Source organism: Salinigranum rubrum (assembly GCF_002906575.1).
GTDB lineage: Archaea > Halobacteriota > Halobacteria > Halobacteriales > Haloferacaceae > Salinigranum > Salinigranum rubrum.
The window spans coordinates 738,034-754,050 of sequence record NZ_CP026309.1 but is presented as its reverse complement, the minus strand read 5'-3'; the positions used below and the strand labels follow the sequence as shown (position 1 = coordinate 754,050).

The following is a 16,017-nucleotide window of genomic DNA, read 5'->3' as shown; positions in this document are numbered from 1 at the left end:
CCGACATCGACGCGTCCGATCCAGGCGTGCATACCGCTTGATTCTCAGTCGAGATACTCTCGGTGGAACGTTTATACGAATCTCCGAGACAGTTCGTCGCATGCAACGGCGGTGGGACGGATGACCCGGGACGAAGCGGTCGACGGCGAGTGGACGACACACGCCGTCCCACCGCCCGTCGGTCCCGGTGACGTCGACGCGTGGTACGCACCCGAAGTGCGCGCGCAGTACGAGGTCCACCCCGGTGTGGTCGTGACCGTCGAGGAGCGCGAGTTCGGATTCGAATATCTCGTCAGAGAACCGGAACTCGGACCTTCGGAAACCGAAGCGCTCGCGTCCGTCCGCGACCACTTCAGCGCCGTCCAGCGCCGTCGACCGCTCACCCGAGAAGGCACCGTCGCTCGGGCCCGACGGGGGCTCGAACCGAAGTACCGCCGCGTGCTCGACCGCCTGCTCGACACCACCCGCGCGGGTCGTCGTCGGGTCGAGTACTACACTCTGCGGGACCTGCGACTCCTCGACGAACTCACCCCGCTCGCGTTGGACGAGCGCGTCGAGGTGGTCGACGTCGGCGACCACGCGACGGACCGACTCGTCATCCACACCGCGGACTACGCACCGGCAACGACGGCGTACGCGGCCGACGCCGAGTACACGTCCAGAGTCGCCGGGGAACAGCTGTCGGCGTACACCGTCTCCTTCGCGGGATTCGAGGTCGAAGTCGTCGTCTACCGCGAACACCTCCTCGGCGACGACCGCTTCACCACCAAGTACGCCGTCCTCGAACCCGATCTCCTTCCGGGCGACGACGAACTCGTCGAGGAGTGCAAGGAGCGCATCTGGGAGGCGAACGTCGACGAGGTCGTCGTCGACAGGGAACGGTTCGTTCGCACGCGTGCTCGGCAGTTCCTCTCGCGACGACTCACCGCCAGAAACACCAGGGCGTGGCTCGACGCGCTCGACTATCGCGTCCGGGGAGCGCTGGCCGCGTACGACCTCGCGGTCCCCCGGTGGACTCGCGCTACGCCGAGGACCGCCTCGACGACCTGGTCTACTACGTCCTCCGCGACTACGTCGGTGAGGGCATCCTGACGGTCCCCATCCGCGACCCCTACCTCGAAGACATCGAGGCCAACCGGGTCGGCGAACGGGTGAAGGTCATCCCGCGCGGCGTCGGCGGACGCGTCCCGACGAATCTCACCTTCGCCGACGAGACGGAGTTCGTCAACGTCGTCACGCAACTCGCGGCCTCCGACGGGACCGAGTTGTCGGCGTCGGTGCCGAGCGCGAAGGTGAACCTCTCGCCCCCGGGCGTCGACGAGACGATCCGGTGTGCGGTCGCGCTCCCGGTCATCTCCGAGGACGGCCCGCACGTCTCCATCCGAAAGCAGGCCGCAGAGCCGATGACCCCGGTCTCGCTCGTCACCGGCGGGTCGCTATCGACCGAACTCGTGACCCTGCTGTGGCTGGCGTACGAACACCATCGGGTCGTGCTGTTCTCGGGACCCACGGGAGTTGGCAAGACGACGCTGATGAACGCGCACATGCCGTTTATCCCGTACGACCACCGGCCCATCAGCATCGACGAGGGCTCCCGGGAGGTGCATCTGCCCCACGAGACGGGCGTCTCGCTGACGACGCGAGACCACGAGTCCGAGCACAAACGCGTCACGATGGCGGACCTCATGACCGAGGCGAACTACCTCAACCCCGACGTCGAGATCATCGCCGAGATCAACACGCCGGCGTCGTTCCGGACGTTCGCGGAGACGCTCAACACGGGTCACGGCGTCATCGGAACGACCCACGCCGAGGACGTCGAGACGCTCGTGAACCGCGTCATCGAACAGGGTCTCCCGGCGTATCTCCTCCGCGAGATAGACCTCGTCGTCTTCCCACACCACGTCGACGGCGAGCGGTACGTCTCCTCGGTCGTGGAGTTCGTCACCGAGTCGGAGTACCGGACGCTCGAAGCACGCGGCAGCGCCGATGGCTCGGCCGAACGAGAGTGCGGCGTCATCGAGAAGGGCGGGAGCGAGATGTACTGGAACATGGTCGCGCGGCGCACGGCCGAGGGGGAACTCGCGTTCGACTACCACCACCCGGGATACGACGAGGAGACGCGCGACGCCGGCCACTACCTCTTCCACCGCGTGGCGCGGGCGACGGACCGGTCCGTCGACGAAGTCGAGGCGGAGTTCCACCGGAAACACCGGTACGTACAGTACCTCGTCGAGGAGGGCGTCGAGGCGTTCACCGACCTGTTCGACTTCATCTCCGATCTGCGCATCGACGAGGCGGCGACCGTCGAACGGGTCAGGCGAGGCCGGTTGGTGGAGCGAGAGGGTTCGAACGGAGACGACGGATGCGACGAACGCGGCGGCCGAGATAAGCGATCGACAACGTCGAACGGAGGCGAGAGGCCGACGAACGGCGAAGCGGGTGAGGGCCGACGGGAGAACGGGGCGACGAGCGAGTCTGACGCTACGGGGGGAAGAGAGTGAGCCACGAGACGGCAGCACCCGGCGAGGGGCCGGATCGCGCGACGGGTGACGCGAGCGGACTCTCGGTCCTCGATCGTGGCCTGTACGCGCTGTTCGCACGACACGCCGACGCGCCGCGGCACGACCGCGACCGACACCGCTACCGGTCGACCGACCTCCGGACGAGTTTCGACCTCTACCTCGCTCGCGTCTACGGGCTGTCGTGGCTGGCGGTGGGGGTCGCCGCGTTGGGTGTCTTCCTCGTCGGGGCGGCCGTCTCCCGACCGCCGCTCGTCCTCGGCGGCGTCCGGATACCGGACACGCTCCTTCCCGTCGTCGGAGGTATCCTGGCAGGGTTGGTCACGAGGCAGGCCGTACTGGCGCTCGGGGCACGCTACCTGTGGTGGCACGCGGCGGCCCGGCGCGAGAACATCGAACGGACGCTCCCCGGCGCGGTCAGATATCTACACGTCCTCTCCTCGGGGAGTGACGACCTGACGACGATGTTCCGCCGCGTCGCCGACACTGACGCGTACGGCGAGACGGCCGTCGCCTTCCGCAAGGCGCTCAACACGGCCGCGCTCACCGGAAGCGTCGGCGAGGGGACCAGACGAGTGGCACGCGACACCCCCTCTCGGGACGTCCTCGCCCCGTTCCTCATGAAGTTCCGCGAACACGCGAACCAGGGTCCCGACGCGCTTCGGACGTACCTCCGGATGGAGAGCCGGATGCTCGGCTTCCAGCAGGACCGCGCCCGCCAGCGCGCCGAAGGGTTCCTCCAACTGCTCTCGGAGTTGTTCATCGTCCTCCTCGTCCTGCCGGCGCTCCTCGTCATCGTCCTCACGGTGATGAGCGTCATCTCGCCCGGTCTCTCCGCGTCGGTGACGACGCCGGTCGGAGAGACGACCGTGAGAGGCGTCGTGGTCTACGCCAGCGCGGTGTTCATCCTCGTCGTCGGCGCCGCGGCGAGCGGCGTCGTGACAGACCTCCGCCCGCCGGACCAGCGGATCACCTACACCCGCCCACCCGGACTCGGGGCGGTTCTCCGAAGCGCCACCCTGAATCCGGCGAGCGCGGCCGCCGTCGCGCTCGTTCCCGGTGTCGGCGGTGCCGTCAGTGCCTGGTTGCTCGGCGTCGACCCCGTCGACGTCGTCCTGGTGGGGTACGTGGCGTACGCGCTCCCCGTGGGCGTCGTCTCCATCAGACGGGCGCGGCTCGACGACGCGAAGGATCGAGAGTTGAAGGACTTCGTCCACGCCGTGTCGGGACACGTCACGCTCGGCCGGCCGTTCCCACAGGCGGTCGAACTGGTGGCGACACAGGTCGATCTCGGCCCGCTGAACCCTGACGTCGCGGACCTGGCTCTCAATCTGAACCTGACGAGCCCCGCCGCGGGCGTCGACGAGAACGTCCGCACGGCCGCGCTCGACCGGTTCGTCGCACGGGTCGGCACGCCGCTCGCAGAGCAGACCGTCGGCCTCGTCACCGGAGCACTCGACGCCGGCAGCGACACCGAGACCGTCTTCGAGACGCTCCAGACCGAAGTCGGTCGGCTCTACCACGAGAAACGCGCCCTCCGGTCGGCACTCATGGCCTACGTCGCCGTCGGGTGGACGACCGCCGTTCTGGTCGTCGGCATCACCGTCGCCGTCAGCCTCTACGTCTTCGACGGGTTCGCCCAGTTGTCGGCGCTGTCGGACACCTCGGGGTTCGTCCTCGTCTCCGACGCGGTCGACCTCGAACGCGACCGTTTTCGGGTGTACGTCGTGACGCAGGCGACGGTGCTCGCCTCCGGCTGGTTCGCCGGGATGGCGAGCCGGGACCGGTACGAGGCGTTGTTGCACTCCGGCGCGCTCGTCGCCGCCTGCTACCTCGTCTACCACGGGGTGGGAATCGTATGAGTTCCACGAACCGTGCTCAGTCCAGCGTCATCGGCGTCGCCGTCCTCGTGGCGGTGACGGCGCTCAGCATCGGAGCCCTCACCGTCGCCGCGGGGACGTTCGTCGCCGACGGCGTCGCCGCGGCGGACGCCCAGCGCGTCGCCGACGACCTGGAGCACGTCGGCGAGTGGGGGACGCACACGACGCGCGTCGAGTTCAGTGACGGTACCCTCCGCGTCGAGCCACGGACCGTCAGAGTCCTCCGTGGAGACAGGGCGGTCGTGCGCGTCGACGCCGGCGTGCTCGTCTACGAGAACCGGGCACGGCGAGTCGCGTCGCTCGGTGGCGTGCTCGTCGACGGGCGGCGGAACCGGTCGTCCCTCCAGGAACCCCTCCCGGTGGTCGTCGAAGGCGAGCGCGTCCTCGTCGACGTGGTCGTGCTGAACGCCTCCGGATCGACCGCCGTGGGTGGATCGACGGGCACGGCCGTGACGATACGGACGAACGCGACCCACGAGTACCGAACCCTCCGAGCGGGTCGGTATACGGTCGCCATCGAGACCGCAACGCCGAGCGCGTGGGAGCGGGCGTTCGAGGAGACGGGTGTCGACGTCGAGCGGCGGGATTTCGACGACGACGGCGTGCCGAGCGTGGTCGTGCCGATTCCCGGCGAGACGACGGTCGACCTCGCGCTCCACGACCTTCGGGCGGTGGTCGGCAGTGGATGAGCGTGCCGCCGCGCCGGTCGCCGGCAAGGCGCTCGAAATCGCCATCCTCGTCGTGTTCGTCGGGGTCGTCTCGGCGGCGCTGTTCGGGAGCGTCGTCCCCACGTACCGGACGGCGGCCGGCGCCGAAGTGGGCGACCGGACGCTCGTCGCCGTCGTGGGACAGGTCGACACCGCCGCGGTCGTCACCGACAGCGTGGTCGAACGGCGCGTCGCCGTCTCGATGCCGCGGACGATCCGGGGTTCGGCGTACGTCGTGCGGGCCGTGAACGGGAATCAGACACCGACGCTCGTCCTCGACCACCCACACGCCGGAGTCGGCGGGGCGGTCCCGCTGTCGGTCCCGGCGGAGACGAGGGTCAACGGGAGCCTCCAGAGTACGAGTGAGCCGACAGTCGTCGTCACCCAGGAGAGCGGAAGGATCGAGGTGGTCCTTCGATGATCGGAGGCGAGGGGCGAGGACAGGCGAACCTGGTCGCCGTCGCCGTCGCGCTCGTCCTTCTCACGAGCGTACTCGGTGCGAGTCTCGCGGTGGCCGAGAGCGTTCTCGTCGGCGCGACGACGGAGCGTGATCCCGCCGATAGACACGCGGCGTCGACGCTGGCCGCTCGGTTCGTCGACGACGCGCCGGCGTCGTACCCACAGAACGTCGTCCCGAACCGGAGCCTGACCGCCGGATCGGTCGTGTCGCTCGCGCCGGTCGTCGAGAACGCGACCGTGAGAGTCGAACTCGGGGAACGAACGCTCTTCGAGCGGGGCGACCCCTCGGGCGGTGCGACCGTCCACCGGGGCGTCCTCGTCGCGACCCCACAGAGCCGGACGGCCACGGTCGACCTCGCGACGAACGACACGCTCACCCTGTCGCACCGAACGGACCGGGTCGAACTCGTCGTCGACCCCGAAGCGAACACGACCGTTCGAACGGTCCGGGTGAACGACCGGATCGTCCTCCACAACGAGACGGGAGTGTCGGGCGAGGCGTCCGTCGCGACGTCGCGGTTCCGGGAGACGGAACTCACGTTCGAGGCGGAGAACCAGACGACGGCGAACGGGACCGTCGAGGTGTCGTACACGTCGCTTGCTGTCGAACCCACGACACTGGTGGTGACCGTCGATGTGTGACCGCGGGGCGAGCAGTCGGAACGGACGTCGCGGACAGCTCTCCTTGTCCGTCGTCGAGGCCGCCGTCGGCCTCCTCGTCGTCCTCGCAGCGGCGACGACGTTCGTCGTCGGGCTTCCCGAGGCCGAATCGGAGGAGGCGACGTTGACCGTACTCGCGGAGGACGGACTCGACGTGCTCGACGCGACACCGCCCGACGGCGACGGCACGTCGCGGTTGACGGCGCTCGCTCGTGACCGGTCGGGGTTCGTCCGTGAGCGGAGCCACACTGACGACCAGCTACGGGCGCTCTACCCCGACCGCGTCCGCTATCGGCTGGCGACGCCGCATGGCGTCGTCGGCGACCCGCTCCCCCCACGCGGACCGGTTGGACGGGCGATGCGAGAGAGTGTCGGGGGACGCGTGACGCTCTGGGTGTGGTTCCGATGAGCGGGGGAGCGAACCGCGGGCAAGTCGTCGTCCTCGCGGCGGTCGTCGTGGCGGTCGCGCTGGTCGCGATGGCGACGGCGTATCACGGTCTCGCGTACCACGGCGACGTCCGAACGACGACGGAGATCGGAACTGGCGACCCGATGAGCGTCGCCGAACGTCACCTCCAGCGGAGCGTCAACGAGGCGGCCGTGGGACCGGTCCGACCGTGGGCGGAACGCGGGCAGACCGTCAACGACACCCGGGCCGCACTCGGAAGGGCGCGGGAAAACCTCCGACAGGTCGCCGCGGCGGACCGCTCGGTGTTCGTCGTGCGTGAGAACAGTGACGTCGCGGCCGAGTGGGCCGACAGCGACTGCCCGGGTGATGCTCAGCGCGCGTTCGGTCCCTGTGTCGCCGACGGCGGTATCGTCGTCCAGGAACGGGCGAACGAGACCGCACTGGTCGGCGTCGCGCTCGACGTGGTTCACCGGTCGCCGACGGGTGAGACCACCGCGACAGTACGGGTTCGTGCGCGCTGACGCGAACACATGTCGATCACAGGGGCGAGAGAACACAATCTGGCAATATATCACCCAATAATATCGTAATGTGATTTTTGAGATGAATTTACACACAATGTTGAATCTCAACGCGGGATCGAAGTGATGTAGATAGATACTGAGCGTCGTCCAACAACTCCTCTGTCGGTACCAGTACGAACCCGTGTCAATCCATGGAGAGGAAACGCTCGTCAGAAAGTGCCGAAAGTGCGGCAGGCGAATCGAAGAGCGGCTCCCGGCGGAGACGACCACCGCCTAATCACCACACCAGTCTCGTCGTCAGACCCGCACGGGCCTCGCTCCCTCCGGCCGCTCCACTCCCTTCGTCTATCGAAACACAGCGTACAGCGGTGACGTCACCGTCACACGCCTTCGCTCTCACTCCAGGAGAACCGTGAACCCCCAGGTGACCGACTCCTGCTGTTCGCCCGACTCCGAGAGCACGGAGATGGTCGTCTCGAAGCGGTGCTCGCCGACCGGGAGGCAGGCGTCGGCGTCCTCACCCTCGCCCGGCGTCGCATAGAGGTCGACGAGGCGCGTGCTCGGTTCTCCCGGAGAGATATCGAGCATCCGGTACTCCTCGGTCACGGCGATACCCTCGGTGAGCCGCCAGCAGTCGGGCTCTGCGGGCCACTCCTCGCCGCCGGGGAGGAGGACGAGCTGGTCGTCCCCGCTGTAGACGTACTCGAAGTGGACGGCGCGGCCCTCACCGACGCGCACGGGCGAATCGGTGGTGTTGGTGAGCGTCGTCCGCAACTGGGGCGGGTGGTCGGCCGTCGCCGTGTCGCGGACGAGTTCGACGCTCGGCCGGACCGGGAGGTCGGGGTCGTCGTCGACGGAGACGAGGGTGACACCGGGTCCGCCCGTTCCTTCGGGACGCGTGCCGCCCGCGCCGGAACTGTCCGTACCGGTGCCGGAGTCGGAGCCGGGGAGGCCGCCGTCACCGTTGTCGCCGCCATCGCCGCCGCTGCTCCCACCGCTGCCACTGTCGTCGCCGCCGTCCGCGCGCGGCGCGCTTCCGGTACAGCCGGCGAGCGCGCCGGCGAGTGCGAGGGAACCGAGGCCGAGAACCGTTCGTCGTGTCAGGGACATGTTCAGTGTGTCGTCGGCTGAGGGCATATCCTTGGTGGAGACACAAGGCCCGGTTTGTGTCACGGCCGGAAGCTATAGACATTATTCTTTAAACAGGTTGTACTACCTACATAACGAGAGATGACTATCGACGAACTTTATCGCACGTGGTCTACCGATTCGTCCGATATTCATCTCAAGTTCGCTCGAGGTACAGCGTGGAACAGCTGAGACGAGTGTCTCGTGATTCGTGTTATACAATAATATATATCTCGAAAACGGTCCGAGTGTTGACGGGCGGTGCACTGCTCGTGGAATCTCGCGGCGTGTGGGCAGTGGTCCCATTCGTCGTCGACGGGTCGGAGGCGGTAGCTCAGAGGCTCCGGCGGTGAGGACGTTGCGGACTCCGACGCTCACGCGCTGGTCGTAGACGCGCGTGCGATACTCGAACGCCGAGAGCCCGAACGCGCTAGCACGAATTACAACTGTATTAGTGTAATGTCCGTCGTCGATCACCCATCGGCATCGGCGCGCGCCAATCGTTTAGTACTGCTAAACGCTCACTACTTGTAGGAGAGGTTGATACTGATGACGTTCGCGGCCCGTTCGACCAGGTCGGAAACCGTCGTCTCCAGATACTCACCACGCATCCGACTCGCGGGACCGGCGACGCTCACGGCCCCGCGGACGACCCCGTCGTTGGTGATGACTGGAGCCGCCACGCAGCGAATCCCTTCGGCCCGCTCTTCCATATCGATCGCGTAGCCACGGTCACGGATATCCGATAGCTCTTCGAGGAGGGCCTCGCGAGTCGTGATCGTCTGCTCGGTACTCGGTTCGAGGCCGTGTTCCTGGATGATCTCCTCGACACGTTCGTCCGGCAGGTGGGCGAGAATCGCCTTCCCGAGGCCGGTCTGATGGAGGTAGACTCGCGACCCGATATCCGTATCGAGCGACAGGGCGTTTTCCCCTTCTGAACGGTACAGATACGTCCCCAGACCGTGTTCCTCGACGAGGATGTTACCCAGCTCACCGGTCTCCTCGGCGAGCTTGTCGACCTCCGAGACACCGACCTCGTAGATCTTGTGTTGGCTCTTGACGTGTTCGCCGTACTCGAAGAAGCGAAGGCCCAGTCGGAACTCGCCATCCTCTCTGACGACCAGTTTGTTCTCTTCGAGCGTCGTGAGGTGGTTGTGGACCGTTCCCTTCGTGACGTCGAGATGCTTCGACAGCTCAGTCACCCCTGCCCCATCCAGCTCGACCAACTTCTTGAGGATGGTCGCGGTCGTTTCCACGGCCATCACCGGGTTCCGGGCGTGTCCCATGCTCACGCATCGACGTTCCAGATACAAAAATCTGTTTAGCGGTACTAAACAATTATCAGTTCTCCAAGAGAGCCCTCCGAGGAATCCGTCTGTCGCGGTGGGACTGGTGCGAGCAATCACACACCGAATAGTCGGTGAGCGTGAGTAGATCCCGCGCTTCGATCTCGGTTTAGCGGTACTAAACGCCTGGAACCCCGGCGTTCGGCGAAAGGTTTTACATGAGATTGCACTGTATCCTCTGGCGAACATGGATTATGGAATAGCTGGTGATACAGCGCTCGTTGCCGCGTCGAGCAGTGGTCTCGGCAAAGCATCGGCGAAAGCACTCGCACGCGAAGGGTGCGACGTCGTCATCAACGGCCGAGACGAGGACCAGCTCGAATCAGCAGTGGCAGACGTCCAGCGTGTCTCAGAGGGTGACGTGCTCGGAGTACAGGCAGACCTGACCGATGCTGGGGAGATCGAACGACTCGTCAACCGGACAGTAGAGCGGTACAGTGGGATCGATCACCTCGTGACGAACGCGGGGGGCCCACCGAGCGGCGCGTTCGTGGAGATGGACGACTCGGACTGGTACGACGCGTTCGATCTCCTCGTGATGAGCGCGGTCAGACTCGCGCACGAAGCGACCCCCCATCTCCGCGACGGCGGCGGGACCATCGTCACCATCACGTCTCGGAGCGTCAAAGAGGCGATTCCCTCGCTTGTGCTGTCGAACTCGGTCCGAATGAGCGTCATCGGACTGGAGAAGACGCTCTCGAAGGAACTCGCACCGGAAGTCAGGGCGAACGCCGTCCTTCCCGCGCCTCACGAGACAGACCGACAGCGAGAACTCATCCAGGCGGCCGTCGACCGCGGCGAGTACGACAGCTACGAGGAGGGACTCGATGCGAAAGGTGAGATCAATCCCCTCGGACGCATCGGCGACCCCGAAGAGTTGGGCGACGTCGTCGCCTACCTCTCCTCGGAACGGTCGAGCTTCATCAACGGCGTCGCCATCCCGGTCGACGGGGGACAGGGCGCATCGAACCTGTAACCAGACAACCTAAGACAATGCCACGACTCGCACGCACTATCGACGGTCGAGCGATGCTCGGTGACGAGAGCGGGTTCGTCCCGCTCTCAGCAGCCGTTCCCTCCCTCACGACAGTCATGGACGCGCTCCCATTGGCTGCTGAGGGGAACCTCCCCACACTCGGAGAGGTCCCCGCCAAACCCATTCCGTCGGAGCAGCTCTCGTTCGCCGCCCCACTCGATACCCCGGGGAAACTCTGGGGGATCGGGCTGAACTACGCCGACCACGCGTCGGACCTGCGAGAGGAGCGGCCGACGGAACCGGCCAGTTTCATGAAGCCGGCGACGACCGTCACCGGACCCGGTGGACCCATCCGACTCCCGCCCGAAGAGGTCTCCGACCGTGTGACTGCGGAGGCGGAGCTCGCGGTCGTCGTCGGTCAGACGTGCTCCGACCTCGACGACGTCGACGAGGTCGACGACGTCGTCGCCGGGTACGTTCCAGTCATCGATATGACTGCGGAGGACATCCTCGAACGGAACCCGCGGTTTCTCACCCGGGCGAAGAGTTTCGATTCGTTCCTCGTGTTCGGTCCGTGGATGACGACGACCGACGACGTTGGCCCACTCGAAGAGCTCTCGGTGAGTACGGTCGTCAACCACGAGGCGGCCGCAGAGAACCGCATTCGAAACATGATGACGTCCCCTCGGGAACTGGTCAGGTTCCACTCGACGGTCATGACGCTGGAACCCGGCGACGTGATCTCGACCGGAACGCCCGGTGCAAAGCAGATTCGTCCCGGCGACGACGTCAGGGCAGAGGTCGAAGGGGTCGGCACCGCCCAGGCGGACGTGGTGAGATGACGGGGACGACACGGACCATGAGCGACCTGTTCCCCGGTCGGAAACGTTTTACAAACGGACTCGGATAGAGACACGCATACCAATGAGAATTACAGAAGTAGAGAGCTTCGCAGTATCGATTCCGCTGAAAGAACCCGTCGCCTTCGCGACCCGCGTCGTCGAGGAGCGTGACCACGCCATCGTGTACGTCCGGACCGAGGACGGCACCGAGGGACTGGGCTACACGCTCGGCTACGGGGGCGCGGATGTCGTCGCACAGGCCGTCGAGAGCGTCCTCGCACCGATGGTCGAAGGGGAGGACCCCCGAGATACGTCTCGCCTCTGGCGGGAGATGTTCGACGGGACCGTCCAGATCGGTCGGAAGGGCGTGATGGTCCGCGCGATCTCGTGTATCGACACCGCCCTGTGGGACATCAAGGCGAAGGCGGCTGGGATGCCGCTGTACAAACTCCTGGGTGGACACGCCGACGAGGTTCCGGCGTACGCCAGCGGCGGCTACTATCGCGAAGGGAAGGGTCTCGAGGGACTCCGAGAGGAGATGGAGCGGTACGTCGAGCGCGGCCACGACGTCGTGAAGATGAAGGTCGGGCGGAAACCCGTCGAGGAGGAGGTCGAACGGGTTCGCGTCGCCCGTGAAGCCATCGGCCCGAACCGGACGCTCCTGATGGACGCCAACGGCAAGTGGAAGAACAAGCAGGAAGCCGTCCGTGCCTGCCGAAAGTTCGCGGAGTACGACCCGTACTTCATCGAGGAACCGGTGATGCCCGACAGCCTCGACCTCTACCGTGAGGTGAACGAGGCGCTCGACTACGCGGTCGCGGGGGGCGAACTGGAGTTCAACCGCTACGGCTTCAGAGACCTCATCCGCGAGGACGCCGTCGAGGTCATCCAGCCGGACGTGACTGTGGTCGGCGGGGTGACCGAGTGGATGCGCGTCGCCAACACGGCAGCGAGCCACGACATCCCGGTCGCACCCCACTACAACTGGGACCTCCACATCCAGTTGCTCGCGGCGATCGAGAACGGTCTCTGGATCGAGTACTTCTACCGTGACTCGGACGTGAAAGCGTTCGACGACGTCCTCGAACACCCGATCGAGCCCGAGGACGGGATGATTCAACTCCCTCAGCGCCCCGGTCACGGTGTCGAACTGGATAGGGACGCTCTCGAAGCGTTCCGAATCTGAAGCGCAGCGGTCACGTCTCACCTCGACGCATGGGAAGAACGGTTCGGCTCTCCATCCGCTCGGGTTCGAGGGCGGCGACGACTACAGTTCGTAGCGCTCGTCGGCCGACAACGCGACGACCTCCGGACTGTCACCTGTCCTCCGACGGTCGAGTTCGCGTCTGAACTGGTCGACTTCCTCGCTTCCCGGGACGTAATGGACCGGAATCACGGTGTCGACTGAGAGCCAGGAAGCCGCGATCGCGGCATCGCGTGGCGGAAGTGGTGCACGGTCACCAGGCGCACTCCCGACCGGGAGGAGGACGACATCCGGCGTGTTCACCTCGACGAACAGTTCGAGGTCACTGAACAGCGAGGTGTCGCCGACGTAGTACAGACTCGCGTCGGCGAACTCGAAGTGGAATCCGAGCGGCATTCCGGACACCCGTTGGCCGTCCGACTCGAAGTACGAGAGGTGGCGGGTTTCGATGACTCGGACCTGAATCCCTGCGACAGTGACCGTGTTGCCCCAGATGACTCGGTCGACCTGCGATTCGGGAAGCCCCTCGACCACGAGATGGTCCGCGACGGCCGGTTCGGTGTACACCGTCGCACCGGAGGCGTCGGCGATTCGTGCGGTGTCTCCTAAGTGGTCGTACGCACCGTGGGTGACGAAGATTGCGTCCACGTCTTCGAGGTCCGAAACCGTCGCGTCGGTCCAGTCGGGGTCGCTCACCCACGGGTCGACGAGGAGTCGCGTCTCATCCGCTGTCAAGGCGAACGACGAGAGGCCGAAGTACTCCAGAGACGGTGGAACTGATGGCGACATGGGTTCACATCGAGTATCCGGTTACAATACTGTTACGCTGGATGGAACGGGCCGTTCAGACGAGAGCGAACCGAGCAGAGTCACCGTCGAGATGCGCTCGAAAGTCCCCGTTCAGTCTCGCCTGGGGGCGTTTCCGGATTCGCCGTCACGTCTCTGAACGTCGCCGGAGGGCCGACCTGAACACTTTTACGAGCGCGGCGAAACGTAGCGGATACAGGATATGACCCAGAACGTCCTACTGACGGGAGCATTCGGCCGGGTCGGAACGGCGATAATCGACCACCTCGCCGACCGCGACGAGTACGAGTTCACCTACCTGAACCGGTCCGACCGCGAGGAGTACGACACGTTCGTCGCCGACGTATCGAACTACGAGGAGATGCGGCCGGCCTTCGACGACACGGACGCGGTGATCCACCTCGCGGGCTACCCGGAGACCGACGGCACGTTCGAACAGGTGCTGGAGAACAACGTCATCGGGACGTACAACACGCTCAAAGCGGTGGCTGACGCGGGTGTCGAGACGTTCGTCTTCGGGTCGACCAACCACGTCGTCGGGATGTACGAGGTGGAGTTCGCCCCGGAGATTTACGAACCGGACTTCGAGTTACTGGTCGACGAGGAGTCGCCACGGCGTCCCGACTCCCACTACGGGGCGTCGAAATCGTACGGAGAGGACCTCGGGAGGTACTACACAGAGAACTACGAGTACCCCACCCAGTTCTACGCGCTTCGCATCTGCAGCGTCCGACACGCCGAGTACGACCACCCGTACGGCGACGCCGAACACGGTGTCGACGACGGCGAGTGGGAGCGAGGTAGCCCCGAGTACGAGCGACAGGTCGCGCGGATGAAAGCAATGTGGCAATCGCGGCGCGACCTAGCACAGGAGGTCCACTGCTGTCTCCAAGACGACGACGTGGAGTTCGACGTATTCAACGGCGTCAGCGACAACGACCGTCGGTGGTTCAGCATCGAGCACGCACGTGACGTTCTCGGATACGACCCGCAGGACAACGGCGAGGAGTGGGATGCCCCACCGGAGGGGAACTGATGGTCGAGAAGTTGCTGCTCGACGTCGACCCCGGGATCGACGACGCGCTCGCGATTCTGATGGCACTCGGGAACGACGACGTCGAGGTCGTGGGACTCACGACGGTGATGGGCAACACCACCGTCGAGAACACCACCACGAACGCGCTTGCACTGCTCGAGTTCGTCGACCGAGCGGACGTGCCCGTCGCGCAGGGTGCCGGCCGGCCATTCGCCGACGAACTCGTGATGGCCGAGTACGTCCACGGCCCGGGTGGAATGCCGGAGACCGTCCGCGAGGCGCTTCCGGACCCGACGACCGAACCGATCGAAGCACACGCCGTCGAGTTCATCCTCGAGCAGGCCCGCGAGCACGGCGACGACCTGACCATCGCGGCCGTCGGTCCCCAGACGAACATCGCACTGGCAGTCGCCCGTGACCCGACGCTCCCCGACAGGGTCGCCGACATCTACCAGATGGGTGGCGCGCTGAAGACGACGGGGAACGTGACGCCGCAGGCGTCGTTCAACTTCTACGTCGATGCGGCGGCGGCCGCCCGGGTCGTTCAGGACGCGTGGCCGACCGTCGTCGGTCTCGACGTGACCGAACCGGCGTACCTCCCGCCGGCAGCGCAAGAACGATTCCGCGGACGGGGTGCCTACGGCGACGTCATCGCCGATATCCTGGCGTACAAGGCACAGGGCCCGGATGGCGTGGTCGCCGAAGACGGGTCGATCACGAGCGATGCGGTCGTGCTCGCTGGCGTCCTCGGGGATCCGTTGACGTACGAGGACGCGTACGTCGAAATCGACACGACCGGCGGCCCATCGAACGGGGCGACCATCTACGACGAACACGGCGTCTACGAGGAAGCGCCGAACTGTACGGTCGCGCTCGACGTCGATATCGAACGGTGTCGCGAGGTCATCCTCTCGAATCTGGAAGGGCTGGCGGGGCCTCCCTGACCATGGACGGAATACTCGCTGTCGTTGCCCCGACGGAAGCCGACGTGCACCTCCTCGAGGAAGTAGGAACCGTCGCTGCGGCCACCGGCGTCGACGTGGTCGTCCTCGCGCTCGCTCAGGAGGACACCGAGTACGCCTCGGTCGAAGCGATGCGACAGTGGGAGGGGTTCGAGCGCGCCGATATCGGCGACTCCACCGAGACCCCTCGCCACTTCGCCGAGCACCTCGGAGACGTGGTCCTCGCTCCCCGGGGCGTGACGTACACCGCCGTCGGTGAGCGAGTCGAGAACATGCGACCGTCCGAGAAGACCATCGACGTCGCGAAGAACCACGGCTGTGACCACGTCTACGTCCTGAACCGGAGCCGATCACCGGCTGGGAAGGCCCTGTTCGGAGACACCACCCAGTCGATCATTCTGAACTTCGATGGGTTCGTCACGGTCCGGACCGTGTGAACCCCGGTGTCACCGAACTCGCCGGAAGCAAACCATGCCCCGGCTTCCGGGGACCGTGTGGTAAATATTCCGCCGAATCCAAAAGTTTAATACTGGATGTGAGGGACTATGCAATGAC

Annotated in this window: 15 protein-coding genes and 1 pseudogene; 13 read left to right on the top strand and 3 right to left on the bottom strand. The window is 65.8% G+C overall.

The window, feature by feature from the left end; translation table 11 throughout:
* Window positions 1-120: 120 nt before the first annotated feature.
* From C2R22_RS03585 to C2R22_RS03555, 7 genes and pseudogenes are all read left to right on the top strand, one after another.
* Window positions 121-2,504: pseudogene (locus tag C2R22_RS03585) on the top strand (type II/IV secretion system ATPase subunit).
* Window positions 2,501-4,384, top strand: coding sequence for a type II secretion system F family protein (locus tag C2R22_RS03580; RefSeq protein WP_103424542.1), 1,884 nt, complete (start codon window positions 2,501-2,503; stop codon window positions 4,382-4,384). Before C2R22_RS03585 ends, C2R22_RS03580 begins: the two are co-directional and overlap by 4 nt.
* Window positions 4,381-5,091, top strand: a complete 711-nt coding sequence (locus C2R22_RS03575) for a DUF7289 family protein (RefSeq protein WP_103424541.1) — start codon at window positions 4,381-4,383, stop codon at window positions 5,089-5,091. The genes C2R22_RS03580 and C2R22_RS03575 overlap by 4 nt, the downstream gene beginning before the upstream one ends.
* Window positions 5,084-5,530 carry a DUF7266 family protein gene (locus C2R22_RS03570; protein WP_103424540.1) on the top strand — a complete coding sequence of 149 codons (447 nt, stop codon included), beginning with the start codon at window positions 5,084-5,086 and terminating at the stop codon, window positions 5,528-5,530. Before C2R22_RS03575 ends, C2R22_RS03570 begins: the two co-directional genes overlap by 8 nt.
* Window positions 5,527-6,210 (top strand): DUF7263 family protein, encoded by a 684-nt coding sequence (locus tag C2R22_RS03565; protein ID WP_103424539.1) that lies wholly within the window; start codon window positions 5,527-5,529, stop codon window positions 6,208-6,210. Before C2R22_RS03570 ends, C2R22_RS03565 begins: the two co-directional genes overlap by 4 nt.
* Window positions 6,203-6,637, top strand: a complete 435-nt coding sequence (locus C2R22_RS03560; protein WP_103424538.1) for a DUF7262 family protein — start codon at window positions 6,203-6,205, stop codon at window positions 6,635-6,637. The genes C2R22_RS03565 and C2R22_RS03560 overlap by 8 nt, the downstream gene beginning before the upstream one ends.
* Complete coding sequence (locus C2R22_RS03555) at window positions 6,634-7,158, top strand: DUF7261 family protein (RefSeq protein ID WP_103424537.1); 525 nt, start codon at window positions 6,634-6,636, stop codon at window positions 7,156-7,158. Before C2R22_RS03560 ends, C2R22_RS03555 begins: the two co-directional genes overlap by 4 nt.
* A gap of 399 nt (window positions 7,159-7,557) precedes the next feature.
* Here C2R22_RS03555 and C2R22_RS03550 read toward each other — a convergent pair whose 3' ends face one another.
* Both C2R22_RS03550 and C2R22_RS03545 read right to left on the bottom strand, forming a co-directional pair.
* Window positions 7,558-8,271, bottom strand: coding sequence for a hypothetical protein (locus tag C2R22_RS03550; RefSeq protein WP_103427552.1), 714 nt, complete (start codon window positions 8,269-8,271; stop codon window positions 7,558-7,560).
* A gap of 542 nt (window positions 8,272-8,813) precedes the next feature.
* Complete coding sequence (locus C2R22_RS03545) at window positions 8,814-9,575, bottom strand: IclR family transcriptional regulator (RefSeq protein ID WP_103424536.1); 762 nt, start codon at window positions 9,573-9,575, stop codon at window positions 8,814-8,816.
* Window positions 9,576-9,822: 247 nt separating this feature from the next.
* Between C2R22_RS03545 and C2R22_RS03540 the strand changes: the two genes are divergently transcribed.
* From C2R22_RS03540 to C2R22_RS03530, 3 genes are all read left to right on the top strand, one after another.
* Window positions 9,823-10,611: an SDR family oxidoreductase gene (locus C2R22_RS03540; protein ID WP_103424535.1), complete on the top strand. Its 789-nt coding sequence runs from the start codon at window positions 9,823-9,825 to the stop codon at window positions 10,609-10,611.
* Between the two features lie 17 nt (window positions 10,612-10,628).
* Window positions 10,629-11,453, top strand: coding sequence for a fumarylacetoacetate hydrolase family protein (locus C2R22_RS03535; RefSeq protein WP_103424534.1), 825 nt, complete (start codon window positions 10,629-10,631; stop codon window positions 11,451-11,453).
* Window positions 11,454-11,535: 82 nt separating this feature from the next.
* Entirely contained in the window at window positions 11,536-12,639 is a 1,104-nt protein-coding gene (locus C2R22_RS03530) for a mandelate racemase/muconate lactonizing enzyme family protein (RefSeq protein ID WP_103424533.1), read from the top strand.
* A gap of 81 nt (window positions 12,640-12,720) precedes the next feature.
* On the opposite strand, the gene C2R22_RS03525 is transcribed toward C2R22_RS03530, so the two are convergent.
* Entirely contained in the window at window positions 12,721-13,446 is a 726-nt protein-coding gene (locus C2R22_RS03525) for a metal-dependent hydrolase (RefSeq protein ID WP_103424532.1), read from the bottom strand.
* 220 nt (window positions 13,447-13,666) lie between these two features.
* Between C2R22_RS03525 and C2R22_RS03520 the strand changes: the two genes are divergently transcribed.
* Genes C2R22_RS03520 through C2R22_RS03510 form a run of 3 tightly spaced genes read left to right on the top strand, consistent with a single transcriptional unit; the run spans window position 13,667 to window position 15,899 of the window.
* Window positions 13,667-14,500: an NAD-dependent epimerase/dehydratase family protein gene (locus tag C2R22_RS03520; RefSeq protein ID WP_103424531.1), complete on the top strand. Its 834-nt coding sequence runs from the start codon at window positions 13,667-13,669 to the stop codon at window positions 14,498-14,500.
* Window positions 14,500-15,444: a nucleoside hydrolase gene (locus tag C2R22_RS03515; RefSeq protein WP_103424530.1), complete on the top strand. Its 945-nt coding sequence runs from the start codon at window positions 14,500-14,502 to the stop codon at window positions 15,442-15,444. Before C2R22_RS03520 ends, C2R22_RS03515 begins: the two co-directional genes overlap by 1 nt.
* 2 nt (window positions 15,445-15,446) lie before the next feature.
* On the top strand, window positions 15,447-15,899 hold the full coding sequence (locus C2R22_RS03510) for a universal stress protein (RefSeq protein WP_103424529.1): 453 nt from the start codon (window positions 15,447-15,449) through the stop codon (window positions 15,897-15,899).
* Window positions 15,900-16,017: the final 118 nt, after the last annotated feature.

Coding starts and splice junctions, on each gene's coding strand:
- C2R22_RS03575 (WP_103424541.1), top strand. CDS start 4,381: ATGAGTTCCACGAACCGTGCTCAGTCCAGCGTCATCGGCGTCGCCGTC.
- C2R22_RS03565 (WP_103424539.1), top strand. CDS start 5,527: ATGATCGGAGGCGAGGGGCGAGGACAGGCGAACCTGGTCGCCGTCGCC.
- C2R22_RS03560 (WP_103424538.1), top strand. CDS start 6,203: ATGTGTGACCGCGGGGCGAGCAGTCGGAACGGACGTCGCGGACAGCTC.
- C2R22_RS03555 (WP_103424537.1), top strand. CDS start 6,634: ATGAGCGGGGGAGCGAACCGCGGGCAAGTCGTCGTCCTCGCGGCGGTC.
- C2R22_RS03550 (WP_103427552.1), bottom strand. CDS start 8,271: ATGTCCCTGACACGACGAACGGTTCTCGGCCTCGGTTCCCTCGCACTC.
- C2R22_RS03545 (WP_103424536.1), bottom strand. CDS start 9,575: ATGGGACACGCCCGGAACCCGGTGATGGCCGTGGAAACGACCGCGACC.
- C2R22_RS03540 (WP_103424535.1), top strand. CDS start 9,823: ATGGATTATGGAATAGCTGGTGATACAGCGCTCGTTGCCGCGTCGAGC.
- C2R22_RS03535 (WP_103424534.1), top strand. CDS start 10,629: ATGCCACGACTCGCACGCACTATCGACGGTCGAGCGATGCTCGGTGAC.
- C2R22_RS03530 (WP_103424533.1), top strand. CDS start 11,536: ATGAGAATTACAGAAGTAGAGAGCTTCGCAGTATCGATTCCGCTGAAA.
- C2R22_RS03525 (WP_103424532.1), bottom strand. CDS start 13,446: ATGTCGCCATCAGTTCCACCGTCTCTGGAGTACTTCGGCCTCTCGTCG.
- C2R22_RS03520 (WP_103424531.1), top strand. CDS start 13,667: ATGACCCAGAACGTCCTACTGACGGGAGCATTCGGCCGGGTCGGAACG.
- C2R22_RS03515 (WP_103424530.1), top strand. CDS start 14,500: ATGGTCGAGAAGTTGCTGCTCGACGTCGACCCCGGGATCGACGACGCG.
- C2R22_RS03510 (WP_103424529.1), top strand. CDS start 15,447: ATGGACGGAATACTCGCTGTCGTTGCCCCGACGGAAGCCGACGTGCAC.